14 protein-coding genes are annotated in these 18,638 nt (G+C 45.5%); 10 read left to right on the top strand and 4 right to left on the bottom strand.

Annotated features, from left to right (window positions below):
* Positions 1–9 precede the first annotated feature (9 nt).
* The 3 genes from NIASO_RS17530 to NIASO_RS17520 are packed head-to-tail and all read right to left on the bottom strand — an operon-like array spanning position 10 to position 3,798.
* On the bottom strand, positions 10–522 hold the full coding sequence (locus tag NIASO_RS17530; RefSeq protein WP_008588164.1) for a gluconokinase: 513 nt from the start codon (positions 520–522) through the stop codon (positions 10–12).
* Positions 523–555: 33 nt separating this feature from the next.
* The gene (locus NIASO_RS17525) at positions 556–3,288 is read right to left on the bottom strand and encodes a family 78 glycoside hydrolase catalytic domain (protein WP_008588162.1); all 2,733 of its coding nucleotides are present in this window, start codon (positions 3,286–3,288) and stop codon (positions 556–558) included.
* A 12-nt stretch (positions 3,289–3,300) separates the two neighbouring features.
* On the bottom strand, positions 3,301–3,798 hold the full coding sequence (locus tag NIASO_RS17520) for a hypothetical protein (protein ID WP_008588160.1): 498 nt from the start codon (positions 3,796–3,798) through the stop codon (positions 3,301–3,303).
* Between the two features lie 367 nt (positions 3,799–4,165).
* Here NIASO_RS17520 and gltB point away from each other — a divergent pair, with 367 nt between their 5' ends.
* Both gltB and NIASO_RS17510 read left to right on the top strand, forming a co-directional pair.
* Positions 4,166–8,683, top strand: coding sequence for a glutamate synthase large subunit (gltB, locus tag NIASO_RS17515; protein WP_008588158.1), 4,518 nt, complete (start codon positions 4,166–4,168; stop codon positions 8,681–8,683).
* A gap of 47 nt (positions 8,684–8,730) precedes the next feature.
* A complete protein-coding gene (locus NIASO_RS17510; RefSeq protein WP_008588156.1) occupies positions 8,731–10,236 on the top strand; it encodes a glutamate synthase subunit beta in 1,506 nt (501 codons plus the stop codon).
* Between the two features lie 556 nt (positions 10,237–10,792).
* Here the strand turns inward: NIASO_RS17510 and NIASO_RS17505 are convergent.
* The gene (locus NIASO_RS17505) at positions 10,793–12,343 is read right to left on the bottom strand and encodes an OmpA family protein (protein ID WP_008588154.1); all 1,551 of its coding nucleotides are present in this window, start codon (positions 12,341–12,343) and stop codon (positions 10,793–10,795) included.
* Between the two features lie 186 nt (positions 12,344–12,529).
* On the opposite strand from NIASO_RS17505, the gene NIASO_RS17500 reads away from it, so the two are divergent.
* The 8 genes from NIASO_RS17500 to NIASO_RS20245 all read left to right on the top strand — a co-directional run bounded on the left by NIASO_RS17500 (position 12,530) and on the right by NIASO_RS20245 (position 18,384).
* The gene (locus tag NIASO_RS17500) at positions 12,530–13,492 is read left to right on the top strand and encodes a polyprenyl synthetase family protein (RefSeq protein ID WP_008588149.1); all 963 of its coding nucleotides are present in this window, start codon (positions 12,530–12,532) and stop codon (positions 13,490–13,492) included.
* Positions 13,493–13,494: 2 nt separating this feature from the next.
* Positions 13,495–15,192, top strand: coding sequence for a single-stranded-DNA-specific exonuclease RecJ (recJ, locus tag NIASO_RS17495; RefSeq protein WP_008588147.1), 1,698 nt, complete (start codon positions 13,495–13,497; stop codon positions 15,190–15,192).
* Between the two features lie 163 nt (positions 15,193–15,355).
* Positions 15,356–15,913 carry an REP-associated tyrosine transposase gene (locus NIASO_RS17490; protein ID WP_008588145.1) on the top strand — a complete coding sequence of 186 codons (558 nt, stop codon included), beginning with the start codon at positions 15,356–15,358 and terminating at the stop codon, positions 15,911–15,913.
* A 400-nt stretch (positions 15,914–16,313) separates the two neighbouring features.
* A complete protein-coding gene (rpsF, locus tag NIASO_RS17485; protein ID WP_008588143.1) occupies positions 16,314–16,670 on the top strand; it encodes a 30S ribosomal protein S6 in 357 nt (118 codons plus the stop codon).
* 3 nt (positions 16,671–16,673) lie between these two features.
* Positions 16,674–16,937 carry a 30S ribosomal protein S18 gene (gene rpsR / locus NIASO_RS17480; RefSeq protein WP_008588140.1) on the top strand — a complete coding sequence of 88 codons (264 nt, stop codon included), beginning with the start codon at positions 16,674–16,676 and terminating at the stop codon, positions 16,935–16,937.
* A 144-nt stretch (positions 16,938–17,081) separates the two neighbouring features.
* On the top strand, positions 17,082–17,528 hold the full coding sequence (gene rplI / locus NIASO_RS17475; RefSeq protein WP_008588138.1) for a 50S ribosomal protein L9: 447 nt from the start codon (positions 17,082–17,084) through the stop codon (positions 17,526–17,528).
* Between the two features lie 205 nt (positions 17,529–17,733).
* Positions 17,734–18,066, top strand: coding sequence for an RNA recognition motif domain-containing protein (locus tag NIASO_RS17470; protein WP_008588136.1), 333 nt, complete (start codon positions 17,734–17,736; stop codon positions 18,064–18,066).
* A 132-nt stretch (positions 18,067–18,198) separates the two neighbouring features.
* Positions 18,199–18,384, top strand: a complete 186-nt coding sequence (locus NIASO_RS20245) for a hypothetical protein (protein ID WP_008588134.1) — start codon at positions 18,199–18,201, stop codon at positions 18,382–18,384.
* Positions 18,385–18,638: the final 254 nt, after the last annotated feature.

The following is an 18,638-nucleotide window of genomic DNA, read 5'->3' as shown; positions in this document are numbered from 1 at the left end:
TCTTGCTGCTTAAAAACCGCTGAGATCAAGACTCCGTTGCATTTCCTTTAATTCCTGTTCAGGCGAAGTAACCGGAATGGTAATACAATCCCGCTCATCAGCCGCAGGCTCCTGCAGACTATCAAACTGGCTTTTCAATAAATCAATGGGCATAAAATGCATGCTTCTTGACTCAAGAAATTTGTGTATCTGTTCAAAAGAGCCTTTCAAATAAAAAAATAAAAGATCATTTATCCCCTGGCGCAATACATTTCGGTAACTTTCTTTTAGTGCAGAACAGGCAATAACTGCAGTTATGTTATGCGCGTTTAGTTCCGATGCCCTGGATGCAATATTATGTAGCCAACCCCAGCGATCTTCATCTGCTAAAGGGATACCGGCATGCATTTTTTTTATATTTGCTGGCGGATGCAAATCATCCCCATCCATAAACCTATAACCGCGCACATCGGCCAACGCCTGCCCAATGGTAGATTTACCGCTACCCGAAACGCCCATTATAATGATGGTCTTACCCTGCATAGGCTGCTCAAGATACGGCCAATTATTTAAAAATTATTTATGTAGGCTACTCGAGAAGGTATAACTACCGGATCCCACCGTGTACTTCTTATAATGTCTGCTGGTTCCCGGATTATCTTTTCCCCGTTTCCCATTTACCAAAATGCCCGCATCGTCTGAGGGCATCCATATTACAGCGGTTGTATTCACTGGCACCGTTACTGTTAGAGTAAACAAATTATTTTTCCATTGCCAGTTACTGCCTATTTTTCCATAGGGTGTTTCATAATAGCCTTTTGCAAACTGAAGGGATCTGACAGGCTGGGGTTGGATCCTAAAAGCTTTGAAGCCTGGCGCCGTGCTGTTAATGCCTAACAGCGAACGATAAAACCATTCCGTTACAGACCCGAACATCGGGTGATTCTGGGAATAGGTATTATCTGAATATTTCCAGGTTTCCCAAATAGTGGTGGCGCCCTTTTCCACCATATAACCCCAGCCGGGGAAGTCCTGCTGATTGGCGATAGTATATGCCAGTTCATTTTTATCCATATTACGCAGCACATCAAATAACATTTTGGTGCTAAAGATCCCGGTGGATACATGATTGTTTTTTTTGGAAAAAGCATTTATCAATTGTTGCGTTGTCAATCGCTTTTCTTTCTCATCCGGCAATGCATACCATAGCGAAAACAACTGGGCCGATTCTGTATTATTGTCAAACACACCATTACCCTTATAAAATTTCTTTACGATCGCTGCTTTTATTTTTTCTTCCAGTGCCGCATACCGGGCCGCATCTTCTTTTTTATCCAGCAATCCGGCAAATTCTTTTATCAGTTGCATATGATGATAATAAAACAGCGATGCCGTTAACGCTTCCGGTTTTTCATCCAACGACTCATGATCGCTAATATCATGGTAATACAAATTATCTTTCGCGCTGTCTATCAAAAAACGGATCTGCCGGGTAAGGGAGGGATAATATCTTTCAATAACTTCCTTGTCCCCATAAAACTCATATAGTTTTTTTATAAGATAGGGATAGCCCAATTGCCAGCCCAGCGGGCCAGACTGATCCCCCGGTCCTTTATCATATAATCCTACAAAAGGCGCGGTTTCTGTAATACCGCCCAACGGTCGCTGATCATCGGCAAAATCCTGCAAGGATTTCCGGTAAAAATTATGCATACCGAAATTATAGCTGAAGGATTCCAGCGTACAAAAAAGGTCACCGCCATAACCAAATTTTTCACGACCAGCACAATCGGACTGCACACTGAACAGGTTGCTTTTGAAAGTACGCAACACATTATCCTGAATCTTGTTCAGCAACGGATTTGAACAAATAAACTGACCGGCAACCGGAACGTCTGCGTTCATTTGCAGCCCCTCAATATCGGCAGTTGTTGGCACCCCGGGCCAGCCGGTTATTTCCACATAACGGAACACATGAAAGGTAAAGCGCGGATGCCAGCTTTCAATACCACTGCCCGCCGCAATAAAATGATCTTCCTGGAAGGCAATCTCCGGCGCGCCGGGTCCGCCATTGCCATGTTTGATCTGACCCGCTACGGCCGTCATTCCATTCACGGTCCCGTCTTTATTAATATCCTCGCCGTAACGAAGGGTTATCCTGGATCCCTTAGGAGCCTTCACGTGTATTTGCGCAACACCGGCAAAATTTTCACCCATATCGGCCACATATTTACCGTTCCCAACCGCTCTTACCGCAATGGGTTTGGCGACCCTTTTCACGCGTATAGGAGGTTGCAGATCCGCTTCCAATCTGCCTTTTGGGCCAGTAACCACTATTGCATTATTACCCACATCGGGTAAGGAGGCGCCGGTCATCCCGCGGTTATTATCAAACGTTTCGCCCAGGTAAACATTATTCCGCACCACGGGACCTGAGGTCCATTTCCAGGACGCATCCGTTATTACCGTTTCCGTACTGCCATCAGTATAAGTTATCCGGTATTCTGCTTTTACCGTTGGGCGCCCGGTCGCCAACACATCTCTCAGGTTGTATCTTCCCCAAAAGCGCAGGGGCAGGGGGTTGTACCAGCCGTTTCCCAGCAATAAAGCTCCGGTATTTTCCCCGCGTCTTAGCTGATTGGTAATATCATAGGTCCGGTACAAAACCCGCTTGTCAAAATTAGTCCATGCAGGAGCCAATTGGTCTGTTCCGATTTTTTCCCCATTCAGATAGGCCTCAAAATAACCCGCGCCGGCGATATATAAACGTGCAGAACGGATTGCTTTTTTGACAAGGATCTGTTTCCTGAATACCGGCATCGGGTCGTCCTTGTAAAAATCTTCATCGCGCTCGGGGATCCGCTTCCCGTCAGTGATCCAGCGGGCCTGCCAGTCTGCCGGAGCCAGCATAGCCGTTTCAAACCAGGAACTGCTCCAGGCAGAAGGTTTGCCTTTTTCATCATACACTCGTACCTTCCAGTAATATTTTGTAAACGATTTTAGCGCGGCGCCATTAAATATTATACAAATGCTGTTATCACTTTGCACCTTGCCGGTGCTCCATATCGTTCCCCGTCCTTTTTCAATCATCCCCTGCCGGTCGCTCGCCATAATCTCATAGGCCGACTGTGTTTTATTTTTACCTTCTGATATTGATTGCCAGCCCAACCTCGGCCGGGAAATATCAATACCCATAGGGGTTTCAGCATACTCGCAGGTAAGTTTTGTTAGTTTAATTTCCTGTGCCTGCAGCAATGAAAAAGCGCACAGCAAAACAATCGTATAAAAAAAACGCGTCCTTATTTTCACTGATTTAAAATACTAAATGACAATCGCTGAACGATGTTGCCGTACCCCCTCCAGGTAGCTTTCAAAATAAACAGGTATACTATCATCTTTCCCGTTTTCAAGGCGTTGCCGCACTTGTTTAAATGTTAATATGGCCGCTTCAAATTTAGGCTGACCGGTCACCAGCACCGGCTGATCCAGCTTTTGATACCAATAATACGTACCCCCCACATTTTTTCTTGCCACCTCAAAAATATAAGCCCCTGCGCCTTCAATAATTTTTCGTTGTTGCTCCCCACTCATTTCGGCATAAAACCCGCGGGCATCGTCAAGCAATTGATCCAACACCTTCAGACTTTCTGTTGAAAAATCCAACCCCCCGTATGGAACGGTATATTTTTTCAAAAATTCCTGTGCCAATGTCCGCATTTCCGCTTCAAGACTGGTATCCTGCCAGGATCCGGGCGCTTTATCATATGCTGCTTTTTTACCGTTATTATTAGCTCCGTTTAGAAAATCAAAAAAACTCATAGGTAGAAATTTATGCCTGAGGTATTGCAAATTGCGCTGAACTATTTTTTTTAATAGTGCATTGAGCAGGCTTCGTCATTATTCTTATCGAATTCGCACTAAAAATAGCCAATAAACCCCACAAATTTTGCATTTATCCGATGATTTTCAATATTGCCCGGGGGGTAAACAGGGCAGCAACAGAAGCGCTACAATCATTTAAAATGATCAATAAAATGCCATTTATTTTTGAAGTTTTTCAATTTTTCATTCATTAATAGGCGCGGATGTCTAAATTAACAGATTTTTTATTAACTTACATGGCTCGATTGCCCACTCTGTATTGAAAAGCCAAACTTATTTTATTAAAACCGTTTGTTTAAAAAACATGACAGAAAGAAAAGGATTATACGACCCTTCATTTGAACGTGATGCATGCGGCATTGGTTTTGTTGCCAATATTAAAGGTAATAAAAACCACCAGACCATTTCAGATGCGCTCACTGTTTTAGAGAATATGGACCACCGGGGTGCCTGCGGCTACGAGCCCAATACAGGTGATGGCGCGGGTATTATGATTCAGATACCCCATGAGCTTTTTTATGATGAGTGCCTGCAACTGGGCATTACGTTGCCTGCGATTGAAGAGTATGCGGTGGGCATGATCTTCTTTCCCAAGGATATTAAAAAACGGGAAGAGTGCCGCGATATCTTCACCCGCGCAGCGGAAAAAATGGGCATGAAAGTGATCCGCTGGAGGAATGTACCGGTAAACCCCGATGGGATCGGCTCTTCAGCGCTGGCGGTGGAACCCGATATTGAGCAGGTTTTTCTTCAAAGGCCCGATAAAATAAAAACAGCAGAGGAATTTGAACGCAAATTATTTGTATTGCGTAAATATGCCACGCATATGACGACCAATACGGTGAAAAAAGACCCGATTGGTTTTTATATCAATTCCCTTTCCTGCCGCACCCTTATATATAAAGGACAGTTGACCAGCTTGCAGGTACGCCCTTATTATAAGGACCTTACCGATAACAGAACCGTAAGTGCTTTCGGACTGGTGCATTCCCGTTTCGCTACCAATACTTTCCCATCCTGGAGATTGGCGCAGCCTTTCCGCTTTATCGCGCATAACGGTGAGATCAATACTTTACAGGGAAACCTGAACTGGCTGCGTGCCGGCGAACAGGGCTTTGAATCGCCTTTGTTCACACCAGAAGAAATGGATATGCTGGTTCCGATCGTAAGCAACGACCAGAGCGATTCTGCCTGTTTAGACAATATGATCGAATTGCTGGCGCTTACCGGCCGCTCCCTTCCACATGTAATGATGATGCTGATCCCCGAAGCTTGGGATGGCAATGAGGATATGGACCCGGTTAAAAAAGCATTCTATGAGTTTCATGCCTGTTTGATGGAACCCTGGGACGGCCCGGCTTCCATTTCGTTTACGGACGGAAAAATTATTGGCGCTACCCTCGATCGTAACGGTTTAAGGCCTTCGCGTTATTGCGTTACCAATGATGGTCGCGTAATTATGGCTTCTGAAACAGGCGCACTGCCGGTTGACCAAAGTATTGTTATTGAAAAAGGACGCCTGCAGCCAGGGAAAATGTTTGTAGTGGACATGGAACAGGGGCGCATCATTAGCGATGAAGAGCTGAAAAGAGATATCTGCTCACAAAAACCTTATGGCGAATGGCTGAACAAATATAAGATCCGCTTGAACGAACTGCCCGTGCCGCGGGTGATGTTCACTGACCTGAGTGAAGATCAGATCTTTCGCTATCAGAAAGCTTTTGGTTATACTTCTGAAGACATAGAGAACATCATTGCACCGATGGCCCTGCACGGGAAAGAACCGATCGGCGCCATGGGTGTTGATACGCCGCTGGCTGTTTTAAGCGATCAGCCGCAGCACCTGAGCTCTTATTTTAAACAATTATTTGCCCAGGTAACCAACCCGCCTATCGACCCTATCCGGGAACGTATGGTAATGTCCCTGGCAACATTTGTCGGGAATAACGGCAGCCTGTTGATCGAAGATGAAATGGATTGTCATGTGGTGGCGTTGAAGCAGCCCGTACTGAATAATTTTGAACTGGAAACACTCAGAAGCATTGATACCGGTACGTTCCAGGCCAAGACCCTGCAATGTTATTTCAGGGCGGATGGCAAACCCGGATCTTTGGAAAAAGGGCTGGACCGTATCTGCGCCTATGCCGAAGATGCGGTAAATGATGGATTTGAGGTATTGGTATTACAGGACCGGGCCATTGATAGCCAGCATGCCCCGATCCCTTCCCTGTTAGCGATAGCAGCGGTTCATCATCATTTAATACGAAGAGGACTGCGGGGTAAAGTGGGTTTGGTGGTAGAAGCCGGTGATGTTTGGGAAGTGCACCATTTTGCCTGCCTGTTAGGCTTCGGTGCTACTGCTATCAATCCCTATATGGCTTTCTCCACGATCCACAATCTGAAAGAAGCCGGAAAAATAAAGGCAGATATTCCATTAGAAACATTATATAAGAACTATATCAAGGCCATTAGTGACGGGCTCTTAAAGGTATTTTCAAAAATGGGCATCTCTACCCTGCAATCCTACCAGGGCGCGCAGATATTTGAGATCATCGGCATCAACAACGCGGTGGTATCTAAATATTTTACCGGGACCACTTCCCGTATTGAGGGTATGGGGCTGGATGAGCTGGCCCGTGAGGCGCTGGCAAAACACAATTTTGGTTTCAGCCAGAAGCCGATCCCCGTGGATCAGCTACCCACCGGCGGTTTTTACCAATGGAAGCGGAAAGGTGAGGCCCATCTCTTTAACCCGCAAACGATCCACCTGCTGCAGTACTCAACAAAGATGAACGATTACAACATCTTTAAAAAGTACACCAAGCTGGTGAACGATCAAACTACTAAAGCAATAACATTAAGGGGGCTGCTGGACTTTAAACGCAGCAGAAAACCTATTTCTATTGATGAAGTAGAACCTGCAGAAAAGATCTACAAACGTTTTGCCACCGGGGCCATGAGCTTTGGTTCTATCAGTTGGGAAGCGCACACCACGCTGGCTATTGCCATGAACCGCCTGGGCGGCAAAAGCAATACCGGTGAAGGTGGTGAAGATGAAGCACGTTATACCCGCCTGGAAAACGGCGACAGTATGCGCAGCGCCATCAAACAGGTGGCCAGCGCCCGCTTTGGTGTTACCAGTCTGTACCTGACCGAGGCCGATGAATTACAGATAAAAATGGCGCAGGGTGCAAAACCCGGCGAGGGCGGACAGTTGCCCGGCGATAAGGTAGACGACTGGATCGGTAAGACCCGTCATGCGACTCCCGGAGTTGGATTGATCTCTCCGCCACCGCATCACGATATTTATTCTATCGAAGACCTGGCCCAGTTAATATTCGATCTTAAAAATGCCAACCGCCATGCACGCATTAATGTAAAGCTGGTGAGCAAGGCAGGTGTAGGCACTATTGCGGCGGGTGTTACCAAAGCCAAGGCCGATGTGGTGTTGATCGCAGGTCATGATGGTGGCACAGGCGCCTCTCCTATCAGTTCGATTCGTCATGCAGGCCTTCCCTGGGAGTTAGGTGTTGCCGAGGCGCAACAAACCCTGGTAAAAAATAAATTGCGCAGCCGCGTGGTGTTGCAAACCGACGGACAAATGCGCACCGGCCGCGATATTGTTGTCGCCGCTATGCTGGGCGCAGAAGAATGGGGTGTGGCCACCGCAGCGTTGATTGTAGAAGGCTGTATTATGATGCGTAAATGTCATTTAAACACCTGCCCTGTGGGTGTGGCTACCCAGGATCCTGAACTGAGAAAAAGATTCACCGGTAACCCCGACCATGTCGTAAACTTCTTCAAATTCTTAACAGAAGATTTGCGGGAAGTAATGGCCGAACTGGGTTACAGAACCGTTGAGGAAATGATCGGACAGTCGAACGATTTAAAAGTACGGGAAGGTATCGATCACTGGAAATACAAGAACCTGGATCTGTCGCCGATCCTGTACCGCGAAAAAGAAGAAGAAAATGTAGGCTTGTTTAATGCAGAAGAACAGGATCATGGGTTGAAATCCGTGCTGGACTGGAAATTCCTGGAAGCAGCCAAACCGGCCATCGAAAAAGGCGCGGCAGTAAAAGCATCCTTCGATATTGTAAATACCGATCGCGCCGCAGGAACGATTCTTTCGCACGAGATCACCAAAAAATATCGTTCCGAAGGACTGCCGGAAGATACCGTTCATATCAAATTGAAAGGTACCGCCGGGCAAAGCTTTGCAGCATTCTGTAATAAAGGCATTACATTAGAATTGGAGGGCGATGCCAATGATTATTTCGGTAAAGGATTAAGTGGCGCGAAGCTGATCATCTACCCCGACAAAAATGCCGGATTTGTAGCGGAGGAAAACAGCATCATTGGCAATGTGGCCTTTTATGGAGCTACCAGCGGCCAGGGCTTTATCCGCGGAAAAGCGGGTGAGCGCTTTGCTGTCCGCAACTCCGGAGCAACAGTAGTTACGGAAGGCGTAGGCGACCACGGTTGCGAATACATGACCGGTGGACGCGCCATCATTCTTGGTGATACGGGAAGAAATTTTGCCGCCGGTATGAGCGGGGGTATCGCTTATGTATATGATGCCAGCCAGAAGTTTGCTGGCAATTGTAATAAGGAAATGGTGGAACTGGACCCGGTGGTTGAAAATGATGATATCCTGTTCCTGCAGGAATTCATATCCAAACATTATCAATACACCAAAAGTCCCGTAGCCAAATTCATCCTGGACGACTTTGATAACCAGCTAAAGAACTTTATAAAAGTGTTCCCTGCTGAATACAAAAAAATAATGCTGGCAAAAGCGGCAGCAGCACAATTAGCATAACTGCAACAGAAAATCAGAAATTAAAATAAGCAATCAGAAATTTCAAAATGGGTAAACCAACAGGATTTTTAGAATTTTCAAGAGAGACTCCGGGGAAAAAAGCAGTAGCAGAACGCGTACAACATTATAAGGAGTTCATAGAATTATTCCCGGAGGATAAATTAAACAACCAGGCTGCGCGATGCATGGATTGCGGCGTTCCTTTTTGTCATAGCGGATGTCCGCTGGGTAATGTAATTCCCGAGTTTAACGACGCAATTTATCGCAAAGAATATAAGGAAGCATACGATATTCTTACATCCACCAATAATTTCCCTGAATTCACCGGCAGGATCTGTCCGGCCCCCTGCGAATCGGCCTGCGTACTGGGGATCAATCAGCCACCCGTGGCTATTGAGGAGATCGAGAAACATATTATTGAAATAGCTTTTGAGAAAGGCTTTGTTTCAAAAAAAGGGCCGAATGTCCGCACCGGGAAAAAAGTGGCCGTAGTAGGCAGCGGGCCTTCCGGCCTGGCAGCGGCTGCCCAGTTGAACTATGCTGGCCACGCCGTTACCGTTTTTGAGCGGGATGAAAAACCCGGCGGGCTATTGCGCTACGGCATCCCCGACTTTAAGTTGGAAAAATGGGTGGTCGACCGTCGCGTCGAGGTTATGAAAGAAGAAGGTATTGAATTTCAATGCCATGCGAATGTTGGTAAAAATGTTAGCATTCACGACCTGCTCCGGAATTACGATGCGATCGTTTTATGCGGTGGCAGCACCGTTCCCCGGAACCTGCCCATTCCGGGGCGGGCTTTTAAAGGCGTACATTTCGCAATGGATTTTTTGAAACAGAACAATAAGCGGGTGGATGGTAAGGACTTCCTGGCGCATAAAGATCTGGAAAGCAATATTCTTCCAGAAGAGGTGTTGGCAACAGGAAAGAACGTGGTGGTAATTGGCGGCGGTGATACCGGTAGCGATTGTGTTGGCACCAGCAACCGGCATAAAGCGGCTTCTGTAACCCAGTTTGAGTTGCTTCCGATGCCACCCAAAGAGCGTACGGAAGCCATGCCCTGGCCTTCTTATCCGATGTTGCTGAAAACGACTACCAGTCACGAGGAAGGAGCCAGCCGTCATTGGTCTATCGCCACTAAGGAATTTAAAGGCGATGCGGATGGAAACCTCAAATCACTGGTAGTGGTGGATCTGGAATGGAAAACCCCGGAACCCGGCAAACCGGCGCAATTTGTTGAAGTAGCGGGATCAGAAAGGGAAATGCCCTGCGAACTGGCACTTTTGGCCATGGGATTTGTACATCCTCAACATGAAGGGCTTTTACAGGAGCTGGATGTGGAGCTGGATAACAGGGGCAACATAAAGGCTTCTGAACAACAATATAAAACCAATATCCCCAAGGTCTTTGCTGCCGGCGATATGCGCAGAGGGCAGAGTCTGGTGGTGTGGGCCATCAGTGAGGGCCGCGAATGCGCCCGGAAAGTAGATGAGTTTTTGATGGGACATTCCGTGTTAGAATCAAAAGAACAATCTGTATTATTATCGTTCGAATAAAACAGATTACCGACAACAAAAAGGGTGGTTCTGCCACCCTTTTTTTATGCTTCTAAGCCTTATTGATCAATAATAGAATAGGCCGGCATCAATTTTATTACAATACCGAATCTCAAGTGGTTTGTCATGACACAAACCATGGCCAATGTCACAATCAGTATCATTACTGGCCGAGTTTCGATACCGGTTCATTATAACCGAGATGCACAGGAAGTTTTTATCTTTCTGTCGCTTTGATTTATTGTTCTCCGACCAAAAATCCTTTACCAATCTGTGCCATTATCAACGTTCCGCGATTAGCTAAGTCTTGCAGGAGTTGAACCTGTCATCCTGAACTTGCTTCAGGATCTATTCTTATCCCGAGTCCTCGCCGACGCCACAACTAATTGATAATCAAATTTAATCTCCCAAATTGATTCCTGTGGCGCAGTGCGGCATGATCCGTTATCTTTAGCAGCCGTCCGGGCCACAGATTTCTTGTAAAACGAAAGTTCCGGGCAACAAAAAACCCCCTCGCCAAGGCGAGAGGGTTTGTATTTGTTATAGCAAAAAGTTACTATTTTTTGCGAAGATTTGGATGAGGAGGAGCCACTGTGTTGGGTCCATCTTCTCCAGGAGCAGCAGCACGGATGTCTACTGTGTTGCAATCTCCACCTTCCTGACCAGAAGAGAAGATAAATCTGTCTCCGCTGATGCCTTCTTTTTCTTGTAAGTGAGTGATCACTTTGTTTACGTGATCCCAGCTTAATTGCTGTTGTTTCTTAGTAGCAGCGCAATATCCAACTACAACCACTTTACAATTTGGATTAGCTCTTAATTTAGAAGCTACAGTAGCTAAGCTAGACTGAGCGTCAGCAGAAAGAGTATTAGAGTTGTTAGCGAAATGTACGCTAGGTAAAGCACCTAATAAAGTAGCACACTCAGTTGCAGGTTGAACACCGCATCCTTCCGGACAAGGGCATTTACCAACACCATCAGCATTAACTGGCTGACAGTAAGTAGGAGTAACCAGTTCTTTATCTTTACAATCAGGAACGCCGTCACCATCTGTATCGCGGCTAACACCATGAGTGTCAACAGGGCAACCAGCAGGAGTTTGTTCTTGGTCGAATTGATCCGTTACACCATCACCATCAGAATCAGGCAGAATGATCTCAGGAACACGACGCAGCTCGCCGTAAGCATAGTTCAATGGGTTTAACCAGTACAGAGGCTCAACTCTTTTTGATTTGTTACCCAGGTTGAAGTTCAGACCGATAGATGCGTAATTTGCGAAGTCCTGGTTTTTGTTGCCAAAAGATGCAGCGCTGTACCCATCATACATATCTGTAAACGGAACGATCAGACGATCTTCAATAGCCAGGTTAACCCTGTCGCTCAGTCTGAATGCGATACCTAAACCTGCAGTAGCAGTGGGGCCATAACGGCCAGCAAACATTTTAGACCAACGGGCGTTGGTAGTATAGTAGCTTGCGTCATAGTTACCACCGATCGCATCTCTAACTTGCTTTACAACATCTTTTTGTTGATCGTAGCTTGTTGCACCGGGTACGTTAACTGTTGAATTGTACTTTACTCTCCAGGTATTTACACCCAAACCAGCGATACCATACAAAGTCATGCTTGTATGATCTTTGTAGAAACGGATGTTGTGGATGTTAAACAATGCCTGTAAAGAAAGTTCCTGAGCTGTAGTTTTGTAGTTGGGGTTCCAACCGCCTACGTTGTTGTAAGATTCACCTTTAGCAACACCGTAAACATACTCCAGTCTCAGAGACATCACATGTCCTAAAGACTTACGGATATGACCACCAAAACCAAAAGAGGCTGGATTAGCCGGCATATCACCTAATATCAAAAATGATCCACCTTTAATACCTAACTCCCACATATCTCTAGGTTTAGCGGGATAATCGCTGGTACCAACCATAAAATCATTATGCTGTTGCAAACGCTTGCCAGAATAATAATTAGAGTCAGTAACAGAATAAGTACCGTACAGCGGGTGTGGCGCAGTGTACGGGTGCGTAGGGCTTACTTGAGAAAACCCGGTAGACGCAATCAGGCAGCCTAAACCTGCCAATAATGTGTACTTTTTGCTTGTCATAACTAAGGATTAAGATTTAAAAACGATTTCCTAAAATGAATAGCAAATTTAAAGCCATTTCTTATATAAACAAATTTTTAACCAAAAAAAATAATAAATTTCCTAAAATACAGCATGCGTTTTCGATTAAAAATGAGTACTTTAATCATCGCAAATTGCTAGATTTGCCCCTAATTTTAATTTGTAATGCAATTACCCACCGCCCTTATAGGGGTAGAATTAGAAAACTTTGAAGAGCGTTTTAAAAAGGCCGTTAAAAGCAATACCCCCCTGCTGGACCGGATTATGCGTTATATCGTCAAACGCAAGGGCAAACAATTGCGACCCATGTTTGTTTTCCTTTCGGCAAAGCTCTTTGGCCCTACCACAGAGGCTACTTACCGGGCGGCATCATTAGTTGAAATTTTGCATACGGGATCCCTGGTGCATGATGATGTGGTGGATGATTCCTATGAAAGAAGAGGCTTTTTTTCCACTTATGCCTTATGGAAAAATAAAGCTTCCGTGCTGGTGGGCGACTATCTGTTTGCTACCGGCCTCCTCCTCTCACTCGAGCACGGAGATTACAGAATGCTGAAAATTATGTCGGATGCCATCCAGAAAATGGCTGAAGGAGAGCTGCTGCAGTTGGAAAAAGCACGTTCCCTGAACCTGGAAGAATCAATCTATTACGACATTATCAAGAACAAAACGGCCTCGTTATTGGCTTCCGCCTGTAGTGCGGGTGCCTGGTCGGTTACGGAGAACGAAGAAGCCACCGAAAAAGCCCGGCTTTTTGGCGAAAAAACAGGGATCGCTTTTCAGATTAAAGATGATCTGTTCGACTATGCCAGCGAAGATGTGGGCAAACCCACCGGAAATGATATTAAGGAGAAAAAAATGACCCTGCCGCTGATCTATACCTTAAATAAGGTTGACAAATCCACCCGGCAAAAGATCATTACTATTGTGAAGAACAATAATAACGACCGCGCAAAGGTACAGTGGGTGCTGGACACAGTAAAAGAGGCCGGCGGCATCAGCTATGCTATTGAAAAAATGTATACCTTTAAGCAAGAGGCCTTAAATATACTGGATACCTGCCCCGATAATGAATACAAACGCGGGCTCATTGATCTGGTTAATTATGTAACCGAAAGAAAATACTAACCTTGGAAAAAAGATGGCACATTGCACCTGCCGATGAAGCGGCCGTACAAACACTTCGAGATGCATTAAAAATACACCCCGTTCTTTGCCGTATATTAACCCAACGGGGAATTACCACCTTTACCAACGCTAAAGAATTTTTCAGACCACAGTTGGAGGCCCTGCACAGCCCATGGCTGATGAAGGATATGGACCACGCGGTAAACCGCCTCTTAAAGGCTTTTAGCGCCGGTGAAAAAATACTGGTTTTTGGCGATTACGATGTAGATGGGACCACAGCCGTGGCCGTAATGTACCGGTTTTTGAGCACCCAAACACAGCAACTGGATTTTTATATACCTCACCGTTATAAAGAGGGGTATGGTATCAGCAAGGCAGGCATCGATTTTGCCAAAGAAAATGGATTTACGCTGGTGGTAGCCCTGGATTGCGGTATTAAATCAATCGATCTGATCGATTATGCCAACACGCTGGAAATTGATTTCATCATCTGCGATCACCATTTACCTGATGAAAAAATTCCGGCGGCCGTAGCGGTACTAAACCCTAAGCAAAAGGACTGCCCCTACCCTTACAAAGAACTTTGCGGCTGTGGCGTTGGATTTAAACTGATTACAGCCCTTGTTGAAAAACTGGGATTACCCCAGAGTTTTTCCTATCAATACCTCGACCTGGTAGCTACCGCCATTGCCGCGGATATTGTTCCCATTACGGGAGAAAACCGCATTCTTGCCTTTCACGGGCTGGAAGTGGCCAATAAAGAACCCAATCCCGGAATAAAGGCGCTTGCCTTTTTAAGCGGAGCCAAACTCCCACTCCACATACATAATCTTGTGTTTATGATCGCACCGCGGGTGAATGCCGCCGGGCGTATGGACGACGCAAGAAAAGCCGTGCAACTATTTGTTGCCGGAACCTATGAAGAGGCATTAGCCTATGCCGAACTCCTGCACAGCGACAACAGCGACCGCAAGGAGGCCGACGCCGCAATTACGGAAGAAGCACTCGAAATGATTGCCCAAAATGCATCCTGGACCTCAAGAAAATCGACCGTTGTGTACCAGCCGCACTGGCATAAAGGCGTAGTGGGCATTGTTGCCTCACGGCTGATCGAACGGCATTACCGGCCAACAGTTGTACTGACAGAAAGCGGCGCTTACGCCGCCGGTAGCGCCCGCAGTGTTCCGGGCTTTAATCTCTATGAAGCCATTCATGCCTGCAGAGAGTATTTAATCGCCTATGGGGGCCATTTTGCCGCAGCGGGACTTACACTTAGCAAAGACAACATCGAAGCCTTTCGTGAAAAATTTGAAGCGATCGTTTCTATTACCATTTCGGACGACCAACTGATCCCCGAACTGCTGATTGACGCCGCAATAAAGTTCAAAGACATCAGCCCTGCCTTTTACAATATTATCAAGCAAATGGAGCCCTTTGGCCCCGAAAACATGACTCCCGTTTTTATAGCCCGCAACGTTAAAGATGCCGGCAGCAAAGTGGTAAAGGAAAAACACCTGCGTTTTGTGGTACAACAGGATGGGGTGCCCCTTACAGGAATTGGCTTTAACCTGGCAGACAAACTACCGATTATCGAAAGCGGACATCCTTTTGACCTTGTATTTAAAATTGACGAAAACGAATGGCAGGGGCAAAAAAGCCTGCAATTGCGGGTGGAGGATATCAGGCTTGCTGAGGTGTAAATTTGCCGGTAGTTTTAATCGCTAAAAGCAATAGAATAGAGCTTTGAGACTACAAGTCTCGAAGAGCATTAATGTTGCTGCCGCTCTGCGAAACTTGCAGTTTCGCAGCATTATTTTATTGCCTTTGGCAATTATTTGCATTACCTTTAAACAAACCTATGTTATGAGCTATGAATTCGCCGAAGGCCACAAAATCAGGGATCAGTCTGCTACACATTTCCTCACCTTCACCATCATGGGCTGGGTTGATGTTTTTACACGACAGCGTTTTCGTGATATTATCATTAATAGCTTAAGATTCTGCCGGTTGAATAAGGGCTTGCAAATAGGCGCTTATGTAATCATGTCGAATCATGCCCATTTTATCTGGACGGCAAGGGAGAATAATTTAAGTGATGTGGTGCGTGATTTTAAAACACATACCAGCAAGGCCATCACTAAATCAATTGAGGAAGAGCCGGAAAGCCGGCGGGATTGGCTTTTATATTTATTCGGCTTCTATGCCCAGCGAACCAATGCCAACGACTACTTTAAAGTGTGGACAGGTAATAACCATCCGGAAGTGGTTTATTCCGAGGCCTTTTTGAAGACCAAGCTCAACTATATTCATGAAAATCCGGTGAGAGCAGGGTTGGTTGCGGCTCCGGAGCATTATCTGTACAGCAGTGCAGGAGATTACCAGGGTAAGAAAGGGATAATAGAAATAGATTTATTGTTTTAGTTTTATCGCTAAAAGCGATAGAATAAGGCTTCGAGACTGCAAGTCTCGAAGAGCTTCGGAGAGCTTCGGCTTCGCCGGAAAAGATGCAATAATCTGATTTCCAATCAATTTAAGGCTTGGGAGGGCTAGAGCTTTAATAAACAGATGAAGGGCTGCCCGATGCGGAGGGTTTAGCACTCCCCGCCAAAGCGGGGATGCCGGAGCCCGCAGCAGCGGGAACGGAAGCCGGGAAATGCACCGCAGCCGGGAGCCCCGGAAAGTTGAGCAGTTATAAGTTTAAAAGTTGACACGGGCTTATCAACACGTCAATTTATCAACTTTTAAACAAAAAGCCTATCTTTGCAGCCCCTTAGGAATCCCTGAGGGGTAATTATTTTATTTTTTAAAAACAATTTGGGTAATGAACAATTATGAATTGATGGTGATTTTTACCCCGGTTTTAAGCGAAGATGAGTTTAAAGCTGCTCAGAAGAAATTTGCCGGTCTGGTAACTGAAGCAGGTGGCTCTATCGTGCACGAAAACCCATGGGGACTGAAATCACTGGCGTACCCTATCCAGAAAAAAACCACTGGTTTGTACTGGGTATTGGAATACACTGCGCCATCCGACTTCAATGAGAAGCTGAAGATCCAGCTTCTGCGTGATGAAGCTGTGCTTCGTCATCTCTGCACTAAACTCGATAAATTCGCCGTTGAGTATAATGCAAAAAAGAATAGTGGCGTTAAAACAGGAACCGAAAAAGCAGTGGAGGCTTAATTTATGGCAAAGAATGAAATTAAATATCTGACGGCCATTAAGACCGACAAGCGTGTTAAAAAGTTTTGTCGCTTTAAAAAATATGGCATCCGCTATGTAGACTACAAAGACGTAGAGTTCCTGAAAAAATTCCTGAACGAGCAAGGTAAATTGTTACCCCGCCGTTTAACAGGAAACAGCCTCAAATTTCAGCGTCGTGTTTCTGATGCAGTTAAAAAAGCCCGTCAAATGGCTTTACTGCCTTATGTAGCAGATCTTTTGAAATAGACAATAGCTGATGGATCATGGTTCATAGCAGTACTATGAGCTATGATCTATCGACTATGAACCGATTAGTAACCCTCCCTAATGGCGCTGCGGTGCCAGACAGTCACAATCACCGATTGGGCTCCGGGAACTAAAAAAACAACAATGGAAGTAATTTTAATTCAGTATGTAGATAATTTGGGCGCTGCCAACGAGGTAGTAAACGTAAAAAACGGATATGCCCGTAACTACCTGATCCCCCGCAAATTAGCGGTAGAGAACAACGGCAGCAATAAAAAGCAACTGGAAGAACGCCTGAAACAGGCCCGGAAGAAAGAAGCCGCAATGCTGGCTGAGATCAACAGCGTAATTGCCAAACTGAAAGAAGGTCCTTTAAAACTGGGCGCGAAAACAGGAACCAGCGGTAAAATATTTGGTAGCGTTACCACCCTGCAGTTAAGCCGGGCGATCCGCGAACAAAAAGGTTATGAAATCGACCGTAAGAAGATCCATATTTCCGATGAGATCAAGGAATTAGGCACTTACAAAGCTACTATCGATTTTGGTAGCGGTCATGCTACTGAGGTAGATTTTGAGGTAGTTGCAGAATAACCTGCTTTTGAAGTTTTTAAAAACACACCTCCCGGGTGTGTTTTTTTTGTTATTTTCTTAAAAAAAATGCGCTTCATCATAAATTGCACTATATTTGATATAGAATTATGGTGTTCTTTCAGTAAAAAAGTTTCTGAATATTATAAATGTTCATTGGGTTTGGTACTGTTTTAGCACTCTCTTTATTTTCAAAAAATTCAAAAAAATGAACATTTACGTAGGAAACCTTAGCTGGAACCTGAAAGACCAGGATTTACAAAACTTGTTTGCTCCCTATGGAGAAGTAACATCAGCAAAAATTGTATCAGACAAATTCACTAACCGCAGCAAAGGTTTCGGTTTTGTAGAAATGGCTACTGACGAAGAAGCAAAAGCAGCCATTGAAGCATTAAACGGCACTGAAGTTGATGGAAGAAATATCGTTGTAAACGAAAGCCGTCCAAAAGAAGGCGGTAACAGCGGCGGCGGCTACAAGAAAAGAAGCAGCAGCGGCGGCGGTTACAAAGGCGGTGGCGGTGGCTACCGTGATCGTTATTAATTCAGCTATGTTTACTGAACTTATTAAGCTCCTTTTTCAAAGGAGCTTTTTTTGCTATGGGTAATTCAATACGTTAAAATGCAAATCCGTTCTTTTAAAAAGGAGTAAATTTATTCTTCTAAAAAGGATTTTATGAAACGACCTAGCAACATTTTGCGCACGCTCGCAATCTTTGTCTTTCTGGCCACCTTCTTTAGTTCCTGTTTGCCCCCCAGGCATCGGCCACGCCGGCCCAGAAGACCTTTTACCCAAATACAGATACCGCAGCAACAGGAGAATAACATCCGGCCTTTTGTAAGCGCCGGCTATTTTGGATAACAGAGGCGCTGAAGCACTGATTTTCCCGGATGTTGATGCTTTTGGGCGAGGCAGGTAGTTAATTTTGAACACAGTCCCGGCGATCATTTTCCTAATAAAGGGATGTACCCACGGCACACCAAATGATTTGGAATCCCAGCAAGCCTACCACCAGGCTGTTCCGGTGGAATAAAACAAACGCTACGGTCCTGGTTCCCCGACGCTTTATATTATCATCTTGTTTGGCCGTGGTTAAAAAATATTTCCCGGCCGGC

This window comes from Niabella soli DSM 19437 (genome assembly GCF_000243115.2).
Taxonomy (GTDB): Bacteria; Bacteroidota; Bacteroidia; order Chitinophagales; family Chitinophagaceae; genus Niabella; species Niabella soli.
The sequence above is the reverse complement of the archived record's forward strand: the minus strand, read 5'-3'. Positions and strand labels throughout refer to the sequence as shown.